At 54.1% G+C, this 23,326-nt stretch carries 22 protein-coding genes and 1 tRNA gene; 7 read left to right on the forward strand and 16 right to left on the reverse strand.

Annotated elements, in window-relative coordinates; translation table 11 throughout:
* Window positions 1–5: 5 nt before the first annotated feature.
* A complete protein-coding gene (locus VGJ94_12225; protein ID HEY3277379.1) occupies window positions 6–1,370 on the reverse strand; it encodes a SpoIID/LytB domain-containing protein in 1,365 nt (454 codons plus the stop codon).
* 313 nt (window positions 1,371–1,683) lie between these two features.
* Between VGJ94_12225 and VGJ94_12230 the strand changes: the two genes are divergently transcribed.
* Together VGJ94_12230 and VGJ94_12235 are read left to right on the forward strand one after the other, a co-directional pair.
* On the forward strand, window positions 1,684–2,019 hold the full coding sequence (locus tag VGJ94_12230; protein ID HEY3277380.1) for a hypothetical protein: 336 nt from the start codon (window positions 1,684–1,686) through the stop codon (window positions 2,017–2,019).
* 146 nt (window positions 2,020–2,165) lie between these two features.
* Window positions 2,166–2,714, forward strand: a complete 549-nt coding sequence (locus tag VGJ94_12235) for an NUDIX hydrolase (protein HEY3277381.1) — start codon at window positions 2,166–2,168, stop codon at window positions 2,712–2,714.
* A gap of 118 nt (window positions 2,715–2,832) precedes the next feature.
* Here the strand turns inward: VGJ94_12235 and lpxC are convergent, their stop codons facing one another.
* Window positions 2,833–4,086 carry a UDP-3-O-acyl-N-acetylglucosamine deacetylase gene (lpxC, locus tag VGJ94_12240; protein HEY3277382.1) on the reverse strand — a complete coding sequence of 418 codons (1,254 nt, stop codon included), beginning with the start codon at window positions 4,084–4,086 and terminating at the stop codon, window positions 2,833–2,835.
* Between the two features lie 114 nt (window positions 4,087–4,200).
* Here lpxC and VGJ94_12245 point away from each other — a divergent pair, with 114 nt between their 5' ends.
* From VGJ94_12245 to lnt, 4 genes are read left to right on the forward strand one after another with little or no spacing between them, the layout of a single operon-like run.
* Complete coding sequence (locus VGJ94_12245) at window positions 4,201–5,196, forward strand: PhoH family protein (GenBank protein ID HEY3277383.1); 996 nt, start codon at window positions 4,201–4,203, stop codon at window positions 5,194–5,196.
* Window positions 5,183–6,901 carry an HDIG domain-containing protein gene (locus tag VGJ94_12250; protein ID HEY3277384.1) on the forward strand — a complete coding sequence of 573 codons (1,719 nt, stop codon included), beginning with the start codon at window positions 5,183–5,185 and terminating at the stop codon, window positions 6,899–6,901. Before VGJ94_12245 ends, VGJ94_12250 begins: the two co-directional genes overlap by 14 nt.
* Window positions 6,798–7,280 (forward strand): rRNA maturation RNase YbeY, encoded by a 483-nt coding sequence (ybeY, locus tag VGJ94_12255; protein HEY3277385.1) that lies wholly within the window; start codon window positions 6,798–6,800, stop codon window positions 7,278–7,280. Before VGJ94_12250 ends, ybeY begins: the two co-directional genes overlap by 104 nt.
* Complete coding sequence (gene lnt, locus VGJ94_12260; protein HEY3277386.1) at window positions 7,240–8,775, forward strand: apolipoprotein N-acyltransferase; 1,536 nt, start codon at window positions 7,240–7,242, stop codon at window positions 8,773–8,775. The genes ybeY and lnt overlap by 41 nt, the downstream gene beginning before the upstream one ends.
* 108 nt (window positions 8,776–8,883) lie before the next feature.
* Here lnt and VGJ94_12265 read toward each other — a convergent pair whose 3' ends face one another.
* From VGJ94_12265 to VGJ94_12325, 13 genes are all read right to left on the reverse strand, one after another.
* On the reverse strand, window positions 8,884–9,237 hold the full coding sequence (locus VGJ94_12265; protein ID HEY3277387.1) for a DUF488 family protein: 354 nt from the start codon (window positions 9,235–9,237) through the stop codon (window positions 8,884–8,886).
* Between the two features lie 304 nt (window positions 9,238–9,541).
* Window positions 9,542–10,462 carry an ATP-binding protein gene (locus VGJ94_12270; protein ID HEY3277388.1) on the reverse strand — a complete coding sequence of 307 codons (921 nt, stop codon included), beginning with the start codon at window positions 10,460–10,462 and terminating at the stop codon, window positions 9,542–9,544.
* Between the two features lie 30 nt (window positions 10,463–10,492).
* Window positions 10,493–10,732, reverse strand: a complete 240-nt coding sequence (locus tag VGJ94_12275; GenBank protein HEY3277389.1) for a hypothetical protein — start codon at window positions 10,730–10,732, stop codon at window positions 10,493–10,495.
* A gap of 13 nt (window positions 10,733–10,745) precedes the next feature.
* The gene (locus VGJ94_12280; GenBank protein HEY3277390.1) at window positions 10,746–11,192 is read right to left on the reverse strand and encodes a hypothetical protein; all 447 of its coding nucleotides are present in this window, start codon (window positions 11,190–11,192) and stop codon (window positions 10,746–10,748) included.
* Between the two features lie 225 nt (window positions 11,193–11,417).
* The gene (locus VGJ94_12285; GenBank protein ID HEY3277391.1) at window positions 11,418–12,839 is read right to left on the reverse strand and encodes a sigma-54 dependent transcriptional regulator; all 1,422 of its coding nucleotides are present in this window, start codon (window positions 12,837–12,839) and stop codon (window positions 11,418–11,420) included.
* A gap of 58 nt (window positions 12,840–12,897) precedes the next feature.
* Complete coding sequence (locus VGJ94_12290; protein HEY3277392.1) at window positions 12,898–13,830, reverse strand: DctP family TRAP transporter solute-binding subunit; 933 nt, start codon at window positions 13,828–13,830, stop codon at window positions 12,898–12,900.
* Window positions 13,831–14,007: 177 nt separating this feature from the next.
* The gene (locus VGJ94_12295; protein ID HEY3277393.1) at window positions 14,008–15,978 is read right to left on the reverse strand and encodes a thioredoxin domain-containing protein; all 1,971 of its coding nucleotides are present in this window, start codon (window positions 15,976–15,978) and stop codon (window positions 14,008–14,010) included.
* A gap of 79 nt (window positions 15,979–16,057) precedes the next feature.
* Complete coding sequence (locus VGJ94_12300; protein ID HEY3277394.1) at window positions 16,058–16,504, reverse strand: universal stress protein; 447 nt, start codon at window positions 16,502–16,504, stop codon at window positions 16,058–16,060.
* A gap of 75 nt (window positions 16,505–16,579) precedes the next feature.
* Window positions 16,580–17,029 carry a universal stress protein gene (locus tag VGJ94_12305; protein ID HEY3277395.1) on the reverse strand — a complete coding sequence of 150 codons (450 nt, stop codon included), beginning with the start codon at window positions 17,027–17,029 and terminating at the stop codon, window positions 16,580–16,582.
* 353 nt (window positions 17,030–17,382) lie between these two features.
* Complete coding sequence (locus VGJ94_12310) at window positions 17,383–18,393, reverse strand: radical SAM protein (protein ID HEY3277396.1); 1,011 nt, start codon at window positions 18,391–18,393, stop codon at window positions 17,383–17,385.
* Entirely contained in the window at window positions 18,369–19,358 is a 990-nt protein-coding gene (gene hemB, locus VGJ94_12315; protein HEY3277397.1) for a porphobilinogen synthase, read from the reverse strand. The genes VGJ94_12310 and hemB overlap by 25 nt, the downstream gene beginning before the upstream one ends.
* Window positions 19,359–19,368: 10 nt before the next feature.
* On the reverse strand, window positions 19,369–20,553 hold the full coding sequence (gene ahbC / locus VGJ94_12320; GenBank protein ID HEY3277398.1) for a 12,18-didecarboxysiroheme deacetylase: 1,185 nt from the start codon (window positions 20,551–20,553) through the stop codon (window positions 19,369–19,371).
* Between the two features lie 74 nt (window positions 20,554–20,627).
* Window positions 20,628–20,882, reverse strand: a complete 255-nt coding sequence (locus tag VGJ94_12325; GenBank protein ID HEY3277399.1) for a hypothetical protein — start codon at window positions 20,880–20,882, stop codon at window positions 20,628–20,630.
* Window positions 20,883–20,994: 112 nt separating this feature from the next.
* On the opposite strand from VGJ94_12325, the gene VGJ94_12330 reads away from it, so the two are divergent.
* Window positions 20,995–21,072 (forward strand) — tRNA-Pro (locus tag VGJ94_12330).
* A gap of 371 nt (window positions 21,073–21,443) precedes the next feature.
* Here the strand turns inward: VGJ94_12330 and VGJ94_12335 are convergent.
* Entirely contained in the window at window positions 21,444–23,249 is a 1,806-nt protein-coding gene (locus VGJ94_12335; GenBank protein ID HEY3277400.1) for a response regulator, read from the reverse strand.
* Between the last annotated feature and the right edge of the window lie 77 nt (window positions 23,250–23,326).

Here is a 23,326-nt window from a genome sequence, read left to right on the forward strand (position 1 = left end):
CTTCTTCAATAGATTTTCCGTACCTCCGTTCCCGGGAAATAATGGCTCAAAATCTCCTCCGCTTTAAAACCAGTTGTTGCCATTACCGCCGCTCCAATCTGACAAAGACCGACTCCGTGGCCCCAACCTGCGCCGTGGAAAATGAATTTTTCTATTTCCCCGGCGGGGGACGCTATGGTTTCCACAATGAATGCGCTGCTGAAAAGGTGGGTGGGAGAGAGCCAGCGTCTTATCTCGAGCTCTTTCCCGACTATCATGCTTCCCCCGGAGCCCGTGATCTTCAGCCGGGAGATGCGGCCCGACGGGCCTCTTCGGAGGGGAATTATCTCCCGTAAGACGCCGAAATCGATGCCGGACTTCTCTTTCATGATCGCCTCGAGCTCATCTCTTTCATATTCCGTCTTCCACCGGAAAAATTCCTTTGTCTCCCTGTCGAAATCGGGAAGAATTCCCGCCAAAATTGCCGGGTCATCCACATTGCAGTATGCCTGCGGCTTCGAAATAATCCAGCGATGCGCTTCTTCTTCGGTGATTATGGGAGGATATACGTGTTCCGAGTCGGAGACGGCAATGAGATAAGGCACATCTTTCTCCTCCCACGCGGTCCTGAAGGTTTCGGTAATTCCTCCGCAGGCCTTCGAATAGCGGGCATCGCAAATCACTCCGCGAAAGGCGATTACCTTTCCCTCTGTTTCCTTTACTGCGCGGGCGGCATCGGGCGAGACGATCTTCGTGACGCCCTGGTACCTCTGGCAATGGTCGTCGGCACACACGTCGAAGAGGTCGTGTTCTTCCTGCTCGTACCACCGCACCATCTCTCCCGCACCCTGAAGCCCCTCACTCACCTTTGCCGAAGTCCCGCATTTCTTCTGTTTTCTGTCAAGGGCGGCGAGGAGCCAGCTACGGGACAGGATGGAGTGGACCTTGAGAAATTCCATGGGCGCCGTGGCCTTCATTTCCGACGAGATGACGCTCCGAAGGTACTCCTCTATGGGTATCTCATTGATTACGGCCATGACGCCGCTGCCGCGGCTGAGGAGGATGAGATTACCCTCGAAAGTCTGCTCCTCGGCCCTTTCCCAATGAAAGTTTTTACCTATAGTGACGTTGAGAAGGGTGAATGTCGATCCCGGTCTCCCTTCCAACCTTATCCGCGAGGACCGGACCGTCTCGCGACCGTCTCCTTCGGTGATGAGGATTGCCTGCCCTTCGGTCCGGGCGGTGAATGCACCCGATAGCCCATCTCCTTCTTCACAGGTAAATTCACCGTTCAGACGGACTGATACCTCTCTCCGGAGGTCCATCACGCCCACAGCCACGACAGGCTGAGCGCGCTCCGGAACGCCTTCTTCTTCCCGATCGAAATTCATCCTTACTCCCTGTCCGGCTTTCCGCCTCTTCTTCTCCGGCGGCCTTTTCTTCGGACCATCTCTTTTCCGTTACCCGGCCGTGATCCTAAAATTATTACTTTTTCCACTCTTCTGTCAAATGAAGTCCATAAAAGGAGGGCGCAGCGCAGGAGGTTCCCTCCCGAAACCCGGCCGGTCTGATAAATAGACCATTTTTTTTCGTGAAAAGGTGGAATTACCTGATACTATTGGTAAAATTACCTTGACAGAATGAATAAGTTATATAAAATTAAGATATAGGTTACAAAATCTCATTAAAAAAAGGGGGTACGGTATGGCGACTAAAAAAACTGAGGGCGCTGACAAGGCGGTGAAGGCCAAAGCCGCGCCAAAGAAAGAGCCGGAAAAGAAGAGCGCGGCCAAGGGAAAACCGGTTGCGCCCGCTGCCAAAAGAGCCGGCGCTCCCAAAAAGGCTGAGGCGCCTAAAACTGCCGCCGCCACAGCCAAATCCGTGAAGAGCGTCAAAGCGAAGGCTCCGAAGAACGGCGCCGTAAAGAAGGGATCGAAATTCGAATGTGCGGAATGCGGAATGGTCGTCGTAGTTGACGAAGCCTGCTCCTGCCCTGCATGCGATCTCATCTGCTGTGGGGAAAGCATGGAATTGTGCTGACAATCGGGAAACCGCGCTTGTCATATCTTGCCGATGTAACTGAAGGAAGGGCCTTTTAGGGGCCCTTCCTTTTCTTTATTTCCTTTCCCCTTTCTTCCCGGTTGAAAATGGCCGATATCCTGTGGTAACTTCTTCTTCCGAAAGCCATGTTAAAAGACTGGAAACTCATAGATTCCAATGTAGACCGGGACTACAAGATCTTCCGGATAAAAATAGAACAGGCCCTCTCTCCCAGAACCAACGAAGAAGGTCGTTTTTATGTGATCGACACGAATGACTGGGTCAATGTCATCCCCGTCACGGAAGACGGAAAGATCGTGATGATCCGCCAGTGGCGGCATGGCTCAAAGGAGATCACCCTCGAGATACCGGGCGGTCTTGTCGACGAGTCCGATCCTATGGAGGCCGCCGAGCGAGAGCTTCTGGAGGAGACGGGCTATAAGGGAGAGCGCGTTTCATTCCTCGGCTCCATCAATCCGAATCCGGCCATATTCAACAACCTCTGCCATACCTATCTCATAGAAGGGGCAAGAAAGGTGGGGGAGACTAATTTCGATGCCGACGAGGACATCGAAGTGGAGCTTCTCCCCATATCGGAGGTAGCTTCGCTGATCGAAAAAGGCGCGATAAACCATGCCCTCGTTATCGTAGCCTTTCACCACTACTTTCGTAAATTTCCCGATCATTTGAAGTAGAGGCGTTTGCGTGTGATGCGTGTGAAGCGTGTGAAGCGTTAAGAGCGGAAAACGGAAAACGTGTAATCGGAAATCGGGAGGTTAAAGCGGAATCCGGAGGATCAAGACAGGGGCAGTCTTAACTGTATAGCTTCTTGAGCTCTTTCATGAGGGCTATGTTTTCCAGGTGCCCTGTCTGTTTTGCGGTTATTTTGCCGATCACGGGCCTGTTGAGGAGGTAGGTGTCTCCGATCACGTCCAGGATCTTGTGGCGCACAAATTCGTCCTCGAATCTGAGTTTCGTATTTACCACCCCTTCATCGCTCAGGATGATGACATTCATCATCACATTATCGATTCTTCCACCCTGTCCCATTCTGGCGAGCCGCTCGAAATCCTTTATGAAGCCGAATGTCCTCGCGGGGGCGATCTCATTGATGAAAGAATCTTTATCAGCCTTGAAATGGTATCTCTGGGCGCCGATGGGTTTTCCGTGCTCCAGCACGTAATCTATCTCGAACCCGTCCGACGGCTCTATGGAGAGATACTGGGAATCATTGAGGTTTTTGAGGACCACCTTTTCCGTTATTTTCAGGGGCTCGATCCCTTCTCTCTGCTCCAGCACACCCGCTTCTTCGATCTTCATGCATATCTCTTTTGCCGAGCCGTCAAAGATAGGCACCTCTTCGCTCACCTTCACGAGAAGGTTGGTTATGCCGTACATATGAAGGGTGGCAAGAAGATGCTCTATGGTCCTCACGATGCAGGTCTTTCCTTTTACCGATGAGGAATAGCCTACGGAATAGACGTAATCGATAAACGCGGGAATGCGCTCGCCGTCCGGAATATGCTCGAAGACTATACCCGAACCCTCGGGCATGGGCAGCAGTATCATGCCTGTCTTCACACCAGAGAACAGGCCCGCCCCATATACGACGATGCTCTTCCCTATGGTCTTCTGGGTGCGAATGCTCTGCCCCCGGGACATTCCTATTTTCACATCTTCCACGGGTTCGGAGCGCTTCGCATCGCCCGCCAGATACCTCTGGATCACTTCGAGTACCTTATCGATGGAAAGGGGCTTCTCAAGGAAATCATAGGCCCCCAGCTTCACCGCCTCTACGGCGGTAGAGATGGTCCCATGGCCGGACATGACGATTACGATGGCGTCTTTATCCTTCTCTCTTATCTTCTTGAGCACCTGAAGCCCATCCATCTCGGGCATCCAAATGTCTAAGAGGACCACTTCCGGTGCTTCTCTTTCGAATATGGCAAGACCTTCCTGGCCGTCGCCCGCCTCGAGCACGTGGAACCCCTCGTCTCCCAATATTGAAGAGAGGGCGTGGACTATATTTTTCTCGTCGTCTATGATGAGTACCTTATGCACGGTCATAGTTTACCCGAAACGCACCGATTATACAAATGGTAACCACTTGCAAAGGAGCGTTTTATGGTATAATATTCGTACTGATTCAAAAACCGTTGCATGGAGGTATTCAAAGTTTTATTGGAAGACAGAAGGAATGAAGAGGGGCATCTCAAGTTGTCCTTTGACGACACAAATGTAGCGCGTAATCTTTTTGGTCCACAAGACGAGAATATCAAATATCTACGGAAGTACTTCAATGTAAAAACAAGCATTAGAGGAAACCACCTCACCATTATAGGGGAAAAGAAAGAGGTCGAGAATACCAATAAAGTAATCGGCGAGCTCCAGGGCATCATCAGGAAGGGTTTCGTGGTCAGTTGTTCCGATATCGACCATGCGGTCCGGTACGTCGCCCATACACAGAACGCGGTGGACGAGCTTTATAAAGACCAGATCTATATATTCCCCTCGAAAAAGGTAATCACACCCAAGTCGGCAAATCAGAAAGCGTACATTGAGGCTATAAAAACACACGACATGGTCATAGGCGTAGGACCGGCGGGAACAGGTAAAACCTACCTTGCCATGGCAATGGCCCTTTCCGCATATTACAGGAAGGAGGTCTCGAGGATCATTCTCACGAGACCCGCCATAGAGGCCGGTGAAAAATTGGGATACCTGCCCGGGACCCTGTACGACAAAGTAAACCCTTATCTCAGGCCTCTTTATGATGCCCTTTATGATATGGTCGATATGGAGAGGGGTACAAGACTCCTGGAAAAGGGCGTGATCGAGATCGCGCCCCTGGCGTTCATGCGGGGCCGAACGCTCAACGACGCGTTCATCATCCTCGATGAAGCCCAGAATACGGCATCGGAGCAGATGAAGATGTTTCTCACGAGGCTGGGCTTCTCATCCAAGACCGTAATTACGGGGGACGTGACGCAGATCGACCTCCCCGACAAGAGATCGAGCGGCCTGGTAGAGATCCAGACCATATTGAAGGGTATAAAAGGGATTCATTTCGTCAATTTCAGCGGAACAGACGTGGTACGCCATCCTCTCGTCCGGAAGATTATAAAAGCATATGAGAAGAAAGGCGCGGAGGGGGGAAATAAACATGCAGAACGGTAAGGACAAGAAAGAGAAACCTCCCTCGTATCCCGATTTAAAAAGAGTTCTTGTTTTTGCGGTCTTCGCCCTTTGCCTTACCCTCGTTATCCATGCGGCATATCCGCTCCTGATACCCGCCTACCAATACGGAGACATAGCCGGCGGCAATATCAAATCACCCGTGGAGTTTCGCATTCCTACCACCGGCGAGATGGTGAAGAAAGGCGAGATCATCGTGCGCGAGGGGGAGCGGATCACCGATTACCATGTGGCCGTGCTCTCCGCCCTGAAGGAGGCTGAAAAGGCGGAAACCCTAAACGTCCGGAAATTCCTTGCCATCTTTATTCTCCTCCTCCTTTCCGTAACGATCATCTACGAGTATGCCAACAGAAATATCAAGAAATTCGTGGTTTCGGAGAAAGACCTTATTTTCGGGCTTCTTCTTATCCTCTTCACCGTCTCCTTCGTAAAAAGCTGCTTCCTTATTTTCGGTCATTTTGCCCGGGACAATATGTCCGACCTGATCTACGTGATCCCCATTTTTCTCTTCGGGATCATCGTCAGGATCGTACTTTTTTCCGAAGCGGCTCTCGCATTCTCCCTGATCTATGCCATTGCCATGGGGCTCGCGTTTCAGAGCAGCCTCCAGGTCTTTCTCTACACCCTTCTTGCAAATATCGCTGCTTCATATTTTTCGGGTAAGTGCGAGAACAGGAACACCATACTGAAAGCGGGGATCTATACGGCTTTTATCATGAGCTTCGTGATGATCCTCTTTCACGTGCTCTTTAACGACCCTGCCTCCAATATCCCCACTAAAATCGCCCTAATTTTGTTGTCCGGCATCGGCAGCAGCTTCATCGCCCTCGGCCTTCTCCCCGTGATAGAGCACCTTTTCGGCTATACGACCGACATAAAGCTCCTCGAGCTCGCGAACCTGGAACATCCGCTCCTCGAACAGATGATGATCGAGGCGCCGGGCACGTACCACCATAGCATTGTGGTGGGGAACCTTGCCAAGGCGGCGGCGGAGAGCATCGGGGCCCATCCGCTCCTTACCAGGGTTTCGTCCTATTATCACGATATAGGAAAATTGAAGCTCCCCCATTATTTCATCGAAAACCGGACCGATTTCGATGACGCCCACAAGACCCTCACCCCGAATATGAGCGCCCTCATCATCCTCTCCCATGTCAAGGAGGGAATCGAGCTGGCTGAAAAATACAAGCTCGGAAAGAAGATCACCGATACCGTGCGACAGCACCATGGGACGAGCCTTGTGCACTATTTTTACAACAGAGCAAAAGAGCTGGAGGACCCCAAGCTCCACCTGGTGGATGAAAAGGAATTCAGGTACGCCGGGCCAAGGCCCCAGACAAAGGAAGCCGGCATCCTCATGCTCGCCGACGCGGTGGAGGCGGCCTCGCGAATCCTCGCAGAACCGACGCCGAAAAGAATCGAGACCCACGTGCAGAATATTATCGAGCAGATATTCTTAGATGGTCAGCTCGACGAATGTGAGCTGACGCTCAAGGACCTCCATGCGATCCAGAAAAGCTTCATCGCCATTCTTATCGGCACATTCCACCACCGCATTCAATATCCGGAAAGGACGACGCCCCATGACGGCACTGATAAAAGATACCCAAAAGCTGTTGAAGACGGACAAAAAGCGCATACGAGAGATAACGGGAAACCTTCTCACGTATTTAAAGCTACCGGATAGGGATGTAAGTATCCTGTTTGTCGACAACAGACAGATACGGAAGCTGAACAAGCAATTCTTCGGTAAAGATAAGCCGACAAACGTAATCTCCTTTTCCTATATTGAGGAGGAGACCGTGCCCCGGAGCTCGGGCGGGGAAATGCCTTGTGAAATGATCGGCGATATTGTAATCTCTCTTGAAAAGGCCCGGGAAGAAGCGGACTCCCTGGAGATCCCCTTTTACGAGAGGCTTTTCACCCTCATAATTCATGGATTGCTCCATATCCTGGGCTTTCACCATGAGAAAGGGGGGAATGAACTGAGAAGAATGAGGTACAGAGAGAAAAAGCTCCTCGCCTATGTCACATCTGATAGAATCTATAAAGAAATCACCCTTTAGCCCGGCGGTCGCCTCAGGTCTCCTCCTCGTCCTCATCCAGCCGCCGATCTCGCTGTCGTTCCTTGCCTTTTTTGCGCTCATTCCGCTGCTTTATTCGATTGACCGTGAGAACCTGGGGAGAAGTTTCATGGCGGGATGCGCGACCGGCATCGTCTCTTTTCTTGGGCTCCTTTACTGGATCATCGTGGCGGTCCACAAATACGGAAAGATCAACATATACCTGGCCTTTCTCATCCTCATGCTCCTCATCTGTTATCTCGCCCTCTACACAGGGTGTTTTGCCCTTGCCGTGGCCTTTTGCGAGAAGCGGTTGTCCATTCCCTTTTACCTCTGTGCTCCGGCCCTTTGGGTGCTCTTCGAATATGGGAGGGGCAGCCTCCTGACCGGGTTCCCGTGGAGCTTTCTCGCCCATTCCCAGCACAATTTCCTCCCTCTCATCCAGGTAATATCACTCACGGGGGCCTATTTCATATCCTTTCTCATCGTGGCGGTGAACTGCATCCTCTATGGATTGTGGAGGCGCCAAAGGGTCTCCCCGATCTTCATAGGAATTACCGCCCTTCTTTTTGCAGGGTCGATCGGGTATGGATTTATCAGGATGCAGGGAGCTGGAGAGGGAACGCTGAAGGCGGTGATCGTTCAGGGCAACATAAAGCAGGACGTAAAATGGGATGAGGCCTTTAAGCTCAACACCATAAGGACCTATTATCAGGCGACGGTCGGCGCGGGGATGGGGGCGGACCTCGTGGTCTGGCCCGAGACCGCCATGCCTCTTATCTTCGATGCAGAGCCTTATGTGAAGAGCCATATCGGGACCCTTCCCGTGCTTACGGGCGCACGGCTCCTCTTCGGCGCGATCTCGAGGGACGACGGCGGCAGGTATTATAATTCCGCCTATGTTCTGGGCAAAAACGGTCAGGAAGACGGGATATACAGCAAGGGCCACCTCGTCCCTTTCGGCGAATATACGCCTCTCAGGAATTACCTCCCTTTTCTCGAGAAACTGAGTGTCCAGATCGGGGAATTCTTCGGCGGCGCCTCGCACGGCCCTATACGGTCGGGGATGGGCAACGTGGGGGTCCTCATCTGTTACGAGGGCATATTTCCTTATATCACGAGGGAGGCGGTGGAGCAGGGCGCCCAGGTACTCGTCAACATCACCAACGATGCCTGGTATGACCGGACTTCAGCCCCTTATCAGCACCTCGCGTTTTACGTGTTCAGGGCGATAGAATCGGACAGGTTTGTACTTCGGGCCGCGAATACGGGTATAAGCGGCGTAATCGACCCCCGGGGCCGCATTCACGGAAGGACATCCCTGTTCGAGCCTGCCGTAGTGACTCAAGGGTTCGACCTCAGGGACAGCAAGACCTTTTACGTCCGTTACGGGGATTATTTCGTGATCATCACGGCCTTGTTTCTCGCTTGTGCCGTTGCCGCCCGTCTGATAATGCGTAGAAAGCGCCCGGGCCCAGCTTATTCCGGTTCCAAATGAAAGATGATATCGAGGCGCTAAGGAAGGAGCGACGCAGGTGTGCTTTGCAGTATACCGAGCTACGGATGAGGAGGGCAACGAAGAGAGCACTTTGAGTTGGAATTGGAATTAAAGGGGAAGGCGCTCTTCAAGGAACTCCTTCAGAACCACTGCATTATTATGCTCCTCGTCCTTTGCGGCATAGAGAAGGACCACATCGCCGCGGCCTGCTTTATCCATGATTTCATCCACCGCCGGCCGGTTATGCTCCAGCTCTTCGAGATACCGCTGCCGAAAGGATCTCCAATTCGCAGGGTCGTGGCCGAATTCACGCCGAAGCGTCTCACTCGGCGCCACGTCCTTGATCCAGAGGGCGTTCTTCAGCTTCTCTTTCGCCACCCCCCGCGGCCAGAGCCTATCCACAAGGATCAATGTGCCTCCCCCTCCATCTAAAGATCCATAGACCCGTTTAGTCTTTATCATGGGCGCCTCCAAAAAAGGTGAAGAGTTATGATTTCAAGTGGTTTGAATGGCGACCCCGTAGGGCCGGCGCCCCGGTTTCCCGGGACGGCTGGTGCGGGTCACGTGGAGGGAGACATGAATCCGTTTTTTCGCATTGCCCTGAATATATATGTAATCTCTCCCTCTTTAGGGGGAACCCCTCCCTCCCCTGTCAAATACCACCTCGGAGAGCAAGGAGGAAAAAGGCAGGGGGGCCGAAGCCGAAGGGAGGGGTGAGGGGGAGTTAACACCAAATTTATCTGACCTTCTTCACCTCCCGATAATTCTATACCGGCCACCGGGAACTGCATAGCGGGATACTCGTCCCCATGACCGAATCCGGAAGGGGTATGGGCTCCGCCACCGCACGGCCTCTTTCGACAAGGGGCAATCGTATCTTTATTGAACTCCCTTCGCCCGGCGCGCTCACCACTTCTATAACGCCCGCGTGTTGCTTCACTATTCCATACACCTTCGATAGACCGAGACCCATGTTGGTTCCGGGTCCCTTGGTCGTGAAGAAAGGCTCGAATACCTTTTCCCGGGTCCCTTCATCCATTCCCGATCCCGTATCCGTTACCGACAGGCTTACGAATGCGGGTTCAGCGCCGCAGGCAAGCCCCTCGTCCGTGAATACCGGTTCGGTCCGAATCGTCAGCGTGCCGCCGGAAGGCATGGCATCGCGCGCATTTTCAATGAGGTTGGCCAGGACTTCTTCCATCCTCACCACGTCGGCCATAATGAAAAGGCTGCTCTCGTGGAGCTCGACCTTTGTCTTTATTCTCTCTTTTTCGAATGCGAGGAACCTCCCCGCTCTCTTCACTACCCTGTTAAGGTCCACTTGTCTGAGCCGGCTCTTCTCGTCCCCTGTGAAGAGCAGAAGACTTCTCACCAGATCGTGGGCCCTTAGCGACGATGCGAGCATCTTCTCCACAAAGACCAGAGAAGGGTCGTCTTTCTCCATCTTCGACTTGAGAAGTCCCCCATAGCCCGACATTACGGAAAGAATATTATTGAAGTGATGGGCAATCTGGGATGCAAACTGCATTATCCCCGCCATATCCGTGTCATCGGGGGATGGCTCGTGGCCTGTAACCATCTTGACGTCTTGCTGCCCCCCTCCCGTCAGTTCCCGGCCGCTCCAGCGGATAAGCCTTTTTGCGACTTCATCCTGAAAATTACCCGTGTGAGTTTCGGAATTGATCATCTGCTCCTCCATTAAAACTAAACCTGCCTTTCAGGAGCCGATTCCGGATTCCTGAGCATAAGAGACTACCCGGTCATCCTCCCGGCCGTCAAAAGGCCGTGTGATTCTGTCATAGAAGAAGAGAGAGAGCGTGAGAATCGAGTAAAGGTTATTCATGAGCAACGGGTCCTGAGCTCCGTGTGGTGTCGTCTCGAACCCTGGTATACCATTTCCCCCGTCAATGACGCCCTTTACTTCCGCCGGGTTCCATTCCTGTCGAATCGTATGCATATCCTAAACCTCCTTATCCAACATTGGACTTCACATTATGGTCTTCAAGCATCTTGTTCAATACTGCCGTAACTTTCAGAAAACCGTCCTCCGCGTTGCTTACAAAGCGGGGTCCCAGGCTATGAGCCAGAGAAATGGTCTCCTCATCCCCGTCCGATAGCACCACTATGGTCCGCAGGCCCCAGAGGAACGGGCGCAGGGCTGCAATTTCCCGAAGCTCTTCCTTATCGGATGCCACAATGACCGCAATCGCGCAATCGAAAGCCGCCCTGCGAAGTGCTTCGCCCATTGACCCGACTGTGTAATACCGCTCGACCCTGGCATTCGGCATGACCTCCGCGGTTGCGCGCTGCAGCGTATCGAGTACGAGAGAACTTTTCGAGTAGAGCGCCACGTAAGGCATTCTACAGGAGTTTTCACGGTCTTGATCCCTTTCGTCGTAATTTATCGATTTCGCCATGTTATCCTCTGTCCTGCACATCATCCTATAACGCAAGATGCGTGCCATTAGGGCACAACTCCCCCGTTCTCTGTTTTTCCCTTATTTTACGCGGAAAAGGAGGTAAATGGGTCTTCCGGAGGGGGATGGGGCTGTCTTGCGGTCTGAGACAAAGTTCTCGTGGGTCAAGACGTTCTGTCTCACCCCGGGAGACTGGGCAAAAGAAAGGGCTGAGCTTTTATCTGCCTATTCTTCCGATTCTCTCTTGAGGTTCTTGAGGTTATACTGCTTGAGGAGGGCATAGAGACGCGGCCTGGAGAGGCCGGATATTCGGCATGCTTCTTTTATATTACCCGCGGAAAGGCGGATCAGGTCTTCAAGGTATCCTTTCTCCGCCCGTGCCACCGCGGCGTCACGGAATTCCTTGAGCGGCTGAAGAGGCAACCTGGAAGAAGCCGGTTTTGTATCGTATTCCTGGGGAGACTCTTTGAAAACCGACGCCCTGGCGAGACTCACCCTGATCTCGGTCGGGAGGTGTTTCGGAAACAGGGTAGGCTCGTGGTATGACGCGGAGATTGCCCGTTCAAGGGCGTTGATCAGCTCTCGCACATTGCCGGGCCAGTCATAGGTCATGAGGGCCTCCAGAAAATCGGCCGAGAATCCCTTGATCCCCGTTCCGTAGCGCTCGCATATCTTCGTGACGAAATGAATGGCAAGCTCTTTAATATCTTCCTTGTGGGTCCTCAATGGGGGCAGCTCGACGCCTAAAGTACGCAGGCGGAAGAGCAGATCTTCCCGGAAGATCCCCCTGGATGCCAGATCCACCAGGTCTTTATTGGTGGCGGAGATGAGCCTGAACTGACTCTCTATCTCCTGCTTACCCCCTACGGTTCGGAAGCGGTGCTCCTGGAGGACGCGGAGGAAAGTCTTTTGAATCGATGCAGGGAGCTCTCCTATCTCGTCAAGGAAGAGCGTCCCGCCGTGGGCCTGCTTTATGAGCCCGTCCTGAGCTTTGTCGGCCCCTGTAAAAGCCCCCCTTTCATGGCCGAAAAGTATGCTTTCCACGAGGGTTTCGGGAAAAGATGCGCAATCCACCACCACGAAATTCCGGTGGGCCCGCATGCTGTTGTCATGGATGGCCCGGGCGAAAAGCTCCTTGCCTGTCCCCGTCTCTCCGAAAATGAAGGCATTGGCGTCGCTGTTGGCGGTCTGGGCGAGAAAATCGAGGCATGCCTGCATCTGGGGCGAGCTTCCGATAATGCCTTCCCTTTTCAGGGAGACAGGGGGCATCTTCGAGCGTTTTTCCTGCCTGTACTGGATTGCCCGGACAAAAGGAAGCTCCATCTCCTTGATGGAGGAAGATTTTTCGATATAATCCCATGCGCCGTTCTTTATGGCAAGCTCGGCGCCGTCAGGATCTCCGTAACCGGTAATGATGATTATCTCAGGCGACGACGGCACCTCCCGGAGCACGGGCAGCACATCGAGGCCGCTGCCGTCGGGGAGTCTTATATCGAGAAAAACCACGTCGAAAGAGTCGCCCCGGGCTTTATCCACCCCATCCTGCAGGGTAGCCGCGGTTTCCGGATGATGTCCCCAAATGGAAACCATATCGGAGAGCATTTCCGAAATGATCTCGTCGTCGTCGATAATCAGAACATTTGCCATTTCTGTTTCGCTTTATTGGGCCGCAGCGGTTTCCCTTTGAATCCGGCCCCTCTTTTTGTTATCTCTTACCCTGATAGAATTCGATTTTTTTGATAAAAAAATCGTACCATTCCGCTCCATAGGCAGACCTGTATTTGTCATGTACCGGTTTGAGGGCTGCCCTGAAACCTTCCCTTTCCGCCGGTGTAAGCAAGGTCATCTCCACTCTTCGGGCCTTTGCCTGCTCCAGGGCCAGGGCCCTCAGCTTCGCATTTCCTTCCCTGTTTATCCTCGCCTGGACCTCGCCGGCGCCTCTGAAGATCGTCTTCTGCTCCGGCGACAGGGTTTCCCAGAATGACTTGCTCACCATCAGGGGGCATTCCACCAGGATGTGATCCGTCATGGTCGCAAACCGGTTCACTTCAATAAAATTCATCGAGACCGCAAGAGAAAGGGAGAACTCCTGCCCGTCGATCAGCTTCCGCTCAAGAGCGCTGTAGACCTCCGGCAGAGGAAGAAAAACAGGTTCCGCCCCCAGGGCCCTGAACATATCCATATAGATGGGACCTTCCGCCACCCTTACCCTTAATCCCCTAAAATCCCCTGGCTTCCTTACGGGCCCTTTCCAATTGGTGAAGTCCCTCGCCTCGTTCTCTCCATACCCGATAAGGACGAGACCTTTTTGTTCGGTAAATCCCGAGAGCCGCTCCATCACCTCTTTATCATCAAGGACCTTATAGGCGGTCTCGAGGTCGGGGTAGACAAAAGGCAGTCCTATAACCCCTGCTTCCTTTACGTAATTCGCCAGGACGATCGCGCTCACGGCCGTAATGTGGAGCGTTCCCGTCCGGACCTGTTCGAGCATGGGCCGCTCACCGCCAAGCTGGCCGAAGGGAAATACCCTGACCTCGATCTCTCCCCTGCTTCGCTCCGTTACGTATTTCGCGAAGGCAACGGCGCCCAGGTGCTGGGGATGATCGACCGGCCCCGTGTGCCCGTACCTCACTACCATTTTCGCTTCCGCGGAGCAAAAAATAAAAGGTGCGCTCAATAACAGGAGGAGCGTAAAGACGATAATTTTTTTGACCAGACCATGCCTCCATTCATTGCATTCGATCTTATGGGAAGATTCTGATACAAAAACCCCCTTTTGTCAAATAAATTGCATGGGGAGGGCCGGTGAGGTCCTTCAGGGGCGGGAGCCCCGGGGGCCGGAAGCGAGAAGGGCTTCGAGCTCCTTCACGTTGGCGACGGGCTCCAGACATACTTCTGCCCGGCACGGGGAGACGTTCCCCAGGTCGGGACCATATTTGATGGCCTGATAGGGAGCGAAGATCGACCGCGCCGCCCTCGCATACTCCCCGTCAGGAGAGAGGTTGAAGGTAAGCTCCCACATATTGAAGTAGGCGTCGAGGGCGCAGAGGTAATAGGCGCCGTGGGCCCCCATGTATTGCGCCTGAAGAGAGAACGCCTGGAGCGCCTTCACGGCGGCGGTCCTGTACCTTTGGTCGTCCCGCATAAAACCGAGTTTCATAAGAACGGGGATGGCGACCGCATTGGCGGAGGGATGAGGAATATCCTCCACCCCCTTGAGCCGTATGCCCAATACCTCCCCGGCTGTGTCGAAAAATCCTCCCCCCACCTCATCGCCGCATTCGGCAATGGCAGCCTCCATGAAATGGGCGGCCCTGTCGAGATACTCCTTCCGCCCCGTAGCCTCGTAGGCTTCTATCAGACCCCAGGAGAAGAAGACGTAATCATCGAGGAGGGCCGGCACGCCCTCGCAGTGGAGAAGGCGCCCGTCGTGAACGTTCTTTTCAAGAACCCTGTCTATGCTTTTGAAGGCGAAATCCGCCGCATCCCCGATATTGAGAAATCTGTAAGCTTTTATGAAGGCGGCTATGGCGAGACCGTTAAGAGACGTATAAAGGGCGGTGTCCACGTAAGGCCTGCTCCTTCCATTACGGGCTTCCAGGAGCTTTTTCTTTCCCCTTTCCACGATCTTTTCCACGGATGGTGAGGGGAGACCGAGGGCCTTTCCTATTTCCGTTACGGTCCTCGCGACGTAGAGGACATGCTTCGCCCTGTCATGGTGCATTCGTCCTTTCGGGCCGGCAAGCCGTAGCGACAGGACCTTATACTCCTCGTCGTCCAGGACCGCTTTCAATTCATCGTCGGTCCAGGTGAAGAAGCCCCCCTCGTCTTCGGGGGTCACGTCCGCGTCCTGGCTTGCATAGAACCCGCCCCGGGGATCGGAAAGGTCGGAAAGGAACCACCCCACGATGCCGGCTGCCACTTCCTTAAAATAAGGCTCTTGAAAGACCGCATAGGCGTCGGCATAATTCCTGAGTAGCCATGCATTGTCATCCGCCATTTTTTCAAAATGGGGAATGATCCATGCTTCGTCGGTAGAATACCGGTGGAACCCTCCTCCCAACTGGTCGTGCATGCCTCCCTGGGCCATGTTGAAAAGCGTCTCCCTGGCCACGGCCCCATAGGATGCGTCACGGGTAAGAAAGAATCTGTTGAGGAGCAGCTCAAGAGCCCCGGACATGGGGAACTTCGGCGCACCCCCAAACCCTCCGTGGGTGCTGTCATACCCCGAGACTATAAGACCGACGCCCTCTTCCACTGCCGATTCCTTTATCTCGCCGAGAGCGGGGGGTTTTTCCTTCAGGAGATCGAGGAGTTTTGCACTCTGGGCGAGAATCTCCTCTTTTTTCTCTCTGTAAAGATTACTCAGGGTCAGGAGAATGGTTTTGAATCCGGGTCTTCCGTATGCTTCTTCGGGAGGAAAATAAGTACCCCCATAGAATGGCTTCTTGTCGGGCGTGAGAAAGACGCTGAGAGGCCATCCTCCGCCGAGGCCCATGGCCGCCACAGCCCGCTGGTATCTCTTGTCTACGTCGGGCCTCTCGTCCCGGTCGAGCTTTATCGCGATGTAACGCTCGTTAAGGAGGGCCGCCACCTCTTCATTATCAAAGCACTCACGGGCCATCACGTGGCACCAGTGGCACCACTGGGCGCCGGAGCTCAGGAATACGGGCTTATCCTGAAGGCGGGCCTCTTCGAAGGCCTCTTCGCTCCAGGGGCGCCAGTCAATCTCCTGGTCCTTCGCATGGCGGAGATAGGCCGATCTTTCGTTCGCCAGTCTGTTCAAGGGTTACTCCTTTCTCGGACTAAAAAGCCGGGAGGCACTCGGCTCTCCCGGCTCGATTCAGTCATAGTCGCCGTCGGACCTACCGTATGACGAGCACGGCACAGTGGGCGCCCTTTATCACGTTCTGCGCCACGCTCCCCATGAGATATTTCATTATCCCCGTTTTACCCAGGGAGGCGATCACGATAAGATCGATCTCCTTTTCCTTTTGCTCTTCCAGTATGGCCTCGTAAGGTATGCCTTTTTTTACGTCGAGGGAGATCTCGACCCCGACTGCTTCCGGGAATTTGGCCACCTGTTTCCGAAGATCCTCGGCGGCGCCTTGCAAAAGCTGGTCCTTATACTTCTCCATCTGGTCTTCGGGGATGCAGTAATCGGCCGCGCACCTGTGCATCTCTTCGTGGATCACGTGAAGGACATGAACCCCGGCGTCATATTGGTTCGCAATATCGAGGGCCTGGGCCAGGGCCTTGTCCGAAAATTCCGAAAAATCGGTGGGTACGAGTATTCTTTGAGGTTTAAACATGGGAGCCTCCGGTTCGTATGATTTTTCTCTCTCTTTTCTTTTGTGGAAAGCGCCGCGTCACAAAAAGGTCCGTGATTATTTCGTCAAAAGGACCGGACATTTCGCCCCTTTCAGGACATTCCTGGCCACGCTGCCGATCAGGTATTTCGCAATGCCTGTCCTTCCTAAAGAGGCGATCACGATGAGGTCGATCCCCTTCTCCTTTTCCTCTTCAAGAATAGCCTCGTAAGGCACGCCCAGTTTCACGTCCGGGACCACTTCCACTTCACCGGCCGCCTGGGGAAACTTCGCCAGCTGCTTTTCGAGGCTCGCCCGCGATTCATTCATCATCTGCTCTTTCACCGCGGTGAGCTGCTGGTCGGTAATGCAATAATCGACTACACACTGGTGCACCTCCTCATGGATCACATGAAAGAGGAATACTTTCGCGCCATACTGTTTCGCGATATCGAGCGCCTGCTTCAAGGCCTTGTCCGAATATTCGGAGAAATCGGTAGGTACGAGTATTTTGGTTGGTTTCAACATGGTAACCTCCTAGAGAATAGTGTCCGATCAGCCCAAGTGCGCGAACCTAAGAGATAATAAAAGCATCGCCGAGGAGGATGTCAATTGATGAAAAAGCAGAAACCGTCGATAGTCGTTAGTCGTTAGTCGTTAGTCGTTAGCAAAGACAAAATATGAAAGATCTAAAGCGCACAGGAAGTAATTCTTTCAGATTTTGGAAGATTGATGAACCTGCCATGGCGGGTCGATTTTTTTCGCAGATTGAGGCGGCTAGGAGGAGCCGACGCAGGCGTACCTTGAGGTACGTCGAGGAGAGAGACGACGCGGACAACGAAGATATGCGGAAAAAGGCGGCACCCCACCCCAAACCCCGCTCAACCCGGGGTGTAACTACAATAGGGTTCTTGTTGGAGCAGGTCCCCTGTCCCCTCATACGCTCTGGCCCGGCAGCCGCCGCATATTTTCAGGTATTTGCATCCGCCGCACTTGCCTTTGTAATTGGTGAGGGTCCTGAGCCCGGTGAATACTTCCGATTCTTCCCATACTTTTTTCACTCCCCGGTTCCTCACGTCCCCCGAGGGCACTTCGAGGTAACCGCAGGGCTGGGCTATGCCCTGGTGGGATATGAACATGAAGCTTTTGCCTGCGAGGCATCCCGCGCTTTTGGGGGTGTCCCCCTTTTCCTTCACTATGCGGTAGTAATGGGGGGCGCAGGTCACCTTGAGCTCCATCTCGTTTCTCTGCTCCATTGCGTAAAGCTCTTCTAAGGTGGCCTCGTACATGGCCGTATTCAGCTCTTCGCCCTTGAGGCCTTCGCCGCGTCCGACGGGCACGAGGAGAAATACGTGCCACCCCACTGCTCCGATGGCTTGCACCCTTTCATAAATAGAGGGAAGATCGGCCACATTAAGCCTCGTCACGGTGGTGTTGATCTGAAAGGGCATATCCACCGCGCGGAGAATCCCGGCCCCTTTCATGACCGCGTCGAAAGAGCCCGAAACCCCCCGGAACCTGTCGTGAGACTCCCTGTCCGTGCCGTCGAGACTCATGCTCACCCGTTTTATGCCCGCCTGCTTGAGTTTGATTGCCTTTTCTTCATCCAGCAATGTCCCGTTTACGGCAATGACCATGCGGAGCCCTTTTCCGGCGCCATAGGATATGATGTCGAAGATATCGTCCCTCAGGAGGGGCTCTCCCCCGGTAAGGATGATGGTGGGGTCGGAAAATGAGCGTATCTCGTCGAGTATCCGGGTACACTCAGTGAATGAGAGCTCGCCCGTATAGGGGCCGCCCGTTGCGGATGCCCTGCAGTGGACGCAGCTCAGGTTACAATTCCGCGTCACCTCCCAGGCGACCATCCTCAGAGGGTATTCTCTTTGGACCATCTCGCCAAATCCTTTGCAAAATAGGTAATGATGATGTCGGCGCCCGCCCGGCGTATGCTTAGGGTCGATTCAAGCACCGCCCTCTTGAGGTCGAGGTACCCCTTCGAAGCGGTGATTTTGATCATCGAATATTCGCCGCTCACCGAATAGGCGGCGATGGGGCGGTCGAAGAGGCGCCTCGCTTCCGAGATTACATCGAGGTAGAAGAGGGCCGGTTTGACCATGACGATGTCGGCGCCTTCCTCTATATCGAGGGCTATTTCCCGGAGGGCCTCCCTTTGGTTGGGAGGGTCCATCTGATAGCCCCTGCGGTCGCCGAATTGAGGGGCCGATTCCGCGGCGTCGCGGAAGGGCCCGTAGAGGCTGGAGGCATATTTTGCCGCATAACTCATGATAGGAATCGTGGAGAACCCGTTTTGGTCGAGGGTCTCCCGTATGGCCCTCACCCTTCCGTCCATCATGTCAGATGGGGCGACCATGTCGGCCCCGGCCGCTACATGGCTTAAGGCGCTCGCTGCGAGGAGCTTGCACGACTCGTCGTTGTCGACCTCGCCGTCCTTTATCACTCCGCAATGGCCGTGGCTCGTATATTCGCACATGCACACATCGGTAATCACGAGAATATCGTCTCCGAAGAGCTTCTTGATCGCCCTCACCGCGCGCTGGACGATCCCTTTTTCATCGAAGGCGCCGCTGCCCGTCTCGTCTTTCTCCTCCGGTATCCCGAAGAGCATGATCGCCGGCACACCGACGTCCACCAACTCTTCTATCTCCCTCATCAGTCCTTCGACCGAAAACTGGTCGATACCAGGCATGGAAGGCACGGGAACCTTGTCCTCGGCCATCTCCTTCACAAAAAGGGGATAGACCAGATGGTCCAAAGAGATCTCCGTCTCGCGGACCATGGCGCGGATTTTTTCATTCTTTCTCAGTCTTCTGGGTCGATAGGCGGGAAAGGTTGACATGGTCGGCTCCTTATGGGGTGATCTCTGCTTCAGTAAGATAGCACTGGGGGTCTTCGGCCCAAAGGTCTCCGGTCTTTGCCTCTGCCCTTACCCGGAAATTGCCCCCGCACACGGAAAGCCACCGGCACCGGGCGCACCTGCCTTTCACGAACCGCTTTTTTTCCTTGAGTCGCGCCATGAGCGGGTCGGCGGTATCCATCCATATCTCGCTGAAGGGCCTCTGCCTCACGTTCCCAAAGGTGTGGTGGCGCCAGAACTGGTCGGCGTGGACATTCCCCGCCTCGTCGACGCAGCCGATCCCCACTCCCGAGGAATTGCCTTCGTTCATCGTGAGAAGCGCATAGACCTCTTCAGCCCGCTTCGGATCTTCTTTTAGAAGCTTCAGATAGATATAGGGTCCGTCCCCATGGTTATCCACAGTGAGCACTTCCAGCGGATGCCCCTTGTCGAAAAAACCCTTTGTCCGCTCGAGGATGTAATCGACCGCCTTCCTCGCCTCTTCGTGGGAAAGGTCCTCATCGATCAATTTGGACCCCCGTCCCGCATAAACGAGATGGTAGAAGCAGACCCGCTCGATCTTCTCCTTTTCGATAAGGTCGAACACCGCGGGTATCTCCTTGTAATTCCTTTTATTGATCGTGAACCGGAGGCCGACCTTTATGCCCGCCGCCTTCGCGTTCCTGATTCCGGCGACAGCCTTGTCAAAGGCCCCCTTCACGCCCCTGAATGCGTCGTTCACCTCGCCTATGCCGTCGATGCTCACCCCGATATAGGAAAGAGAGTATTTCGAGAAAATCCGGGCCTTCTCCTCGGTGATAAGGGTGCCGTTCGTAGAGATCACCGCCCTCATGCCCTTCTTCACCGCGTAATCGATCAGCTCCGGGAGGTCCTCCCTGAGCAGCGGCTCGCCGCCCGAAAAAAGGATGACCGGCGCGCCGAAGCGGGCGAGGTCGTCAATCAGTTTCTTGCCCTCTTCCGTGGTCAGCTCCCCCTTACGCTCCCCCTCGCCTTCTGCGAAGGCATAGCAGTGCACGCACTTGAGATTGCACCTTTTGGTCGTATTCCAGACCACCACGGGCTTCTTGTCCTTGGAGAACTGAAGAAGGTGGGAAGGAAGCTTCCCCGACTCCCTGCCGTACCGCAAAGGGTCCGAGGCCTCAACCGCGCCGCAATAAAGTTTCGATATACCGATCATGGGAATATTGTTGCCTCAAGAGGCCCAAAAAGTCAATGGCGGCGCTTCATGGAAGCGTTTCATTCTGCAGCGCTTCATTCCTCCCCGCCATCTTCTTCCCCTTCTTCCCCTTCACCAGGCTCGTCCCCTTCCTCTTTCCCATTCTCCTTCGTGAACAAGCCACGCCTTTCCCCGCCATCTTTATGGGAATCAATCGACAGGCCAGGTCTTTTATTTAATCCCGGTGAATCGGCGGGAGACCTGCCGCATCCGTAACTCATTATCATCACGAGCGCCACTACCCCTATGATCGTTATCTTTTTCCAGTCCATATTTATCCAGTTTTTCACCTTCTGGCCCTCATTTGCAAGAGAATAATGGAAAAGCCGAAACGATCCCCGGGCCCTGATTCGACGTTGATATTGCAAATCAACGCTTTTCTATGCTAACGTTTCACCGGAACGGGGCGTAGCGCAGCATGGTTAGCGCGCTTGCCTTGGGAGCAAGAGGTCGCTGGTTCAAATCCAGTCGCCCCGACCATATTCAACCATTGGGGCTCACGTCGCACAGTTAACGGGGCTCACGTCGCCCCCTCGCTTGGCAAAGCCAAGCGAGCCTTCCCCTCTCGCGCGCCGTGCGCGCTACATCACACAGCATGGGCTTACGGGATTCCATGGATCACGACTGACGCTTATTCTCATCGGGTCGAGTAGACCTTTTGTCGGCTTCGCTTATATGAGAATCGCTGGTTCATATGCAGTCGCCCCGACCAGAAGCCGGATGGTTCGTACTTCCGAGATGTACTTCCCGTAGGCAGTCGAAAGTCCTCCGGTTCCGCTCTTCCCCGCCCCTTGTCCATGACTGAAAACTTACCATGGTGACTACGGGTCCTTCATGGGCGACTTCTTAATCTATTCCCTTGGCGGCCCGTTCTTGTCGAGTACCCGCCGGATTGCCTCTGCCAGGTCGCGTTTGGCGAGGGGTTTCAAGAGGAATTCTTTAATCCCCGCTTCCGTCGCCATCTCCGGAGATGCAGTTTCGCTGTACCCCGTGCAGAGGATAACCGGGATATCCGGCCTTACCTTCACGAGTTCCTTTGCGAGATCTAATCCGGTCAGGGCAGGCATCGTATGATCCGTAATGACGACATCGAACTTGCCGGGATTATCCATGAATATGCGAAGTGCGTCCAGGCTGTCCGTTACCCCGACAACTTTGTACCCGAGACGCCTGAGAGTCGTCCGGCCCCACTCCACAAGGGCCTCATCGTCATCGACGAAGAGGATAAGTCCGGTCCCGTGCGGGATTTCATCCAGGGCGATTTCATCCGATTGAACGGCTGGTTCAGCTTGAGGGATGAAGATTTTGAAAGTAGTGCCTTTTCCCGGTACGCTCCTGACGGTAATGTCGCCGTGGATGCTCTTCACAATACCGTACGTGACCGCAAGGCCCATGCCCGTACCCTGGCCCGGTTCCTTTGTGGTAAAAAAGGGATCGAAGATCCTTTTTATTACCTCAGACTTCAGGCCTGTGCCGGTGTCTTTTACGCTGAAAAGCAAGTAGGGCCCTGGTTCCAGACCGGCAGGCAGCGTCGAATGAGACAAGCCCGCATCACGGACCGTTATCGTGAGTCTACCCCCTCCCGTGGCCCGCATGGCGAAGCCGGCATTGGTGCATAAATTCATGATCACTTGTTGCATCTGCGACGGATCGGCAAGGACCGTGTCCGACGTGGTCTTTATCTTCACATCAATCTCAACGGTGGAAGGGAGCGAGGCCCTCAGGAGCTTGACCGTCTCCTTGATAAGGGGGGTCAGTTGGAGGGGGACGACGTCCGGATAGCTTTTCCGGCTGAAGGCAAGGATCTGATTTACGAGGTCCCTCCCCCTGAAGGCTGCTTTCAGGACATGATCATGGGCACGGGCTACGGCGCTGTTGCCGGGTTCGCTGTCATCGATCGCCATCTCGGTAAATCCTATGACCGCAGCCAGCATATTGTTGAAATCGTGCGCGATCCCACCGGCTAAAGTGCCGACAGCCTCCATCTTTTCCGACTGGCGCAGCCTTTCCTCCATCTCCTCCCGCGTGGCCACCTCCGCTTTGAGCCTGTCGTGTGCTTCTTTCAGATCGGCGGTACGCTCCTGAACCCGCTGTTCCAGTTCCTCGTGGGCCGTTTTGAGCGCCTTCTCTGCCCGCATGCGCTCATTGATATCGGTGAGGGCGGCACGCACTATATTCTGTCCATTAATGCTTACCCCGACGCTGTCCAGTTGGACATGGATTGCTGCGCCGTCATGCCGCTTGAGCGCCAGTTCGCAGGTCTGCTTTGTGAAGGACCTGAACGCCTCCCGAATGTGAAGATAGAATGTGTCCTGAAAGTCACGATCGAGAAAGCGGGAAAAGGGCCTGTTGATAAGAGATTTCCGTTCAACACCCAGAAACCCTGCCGCGGTGAGGTTAAGTTCGGTGATCAAGCCCTTCTCACTCAAGGTAAGGTAACCGACCGGGGCGAGGTCGTAAAGCTCGAAATACTTCTCCCTTGATTTTTCAATCTCAAGCTGGGATGCCCGAAGCTCTTCGTTCTGCATCTCCAGTTCGATCTGGTGGACCTCAAGCTGATGGGTAAGTGAACCTGCGTCAAGGGGCGGTTCTTTCCCCGTCCTCACAGACAGGGTCTTCTCTGCTTCTTCCCAGAGCGTGTCCTGTTTGAAGCCCATAAAAATAGCCTTATTGTTTATTGGAGTGTCTGGCAGTCACCCTTAGCCTCCGATGGCCTTTCAGGATAACAAATAAC

This window comes from Syntrophorhabdaceae bacterium (assembly GCA_036504895.1).
GTDB lineage: Bacteria > Desulfobacterota > Syntrophorhabdia > Syntrophorhabdales > Syntrophorhabdaceae > PNOM01.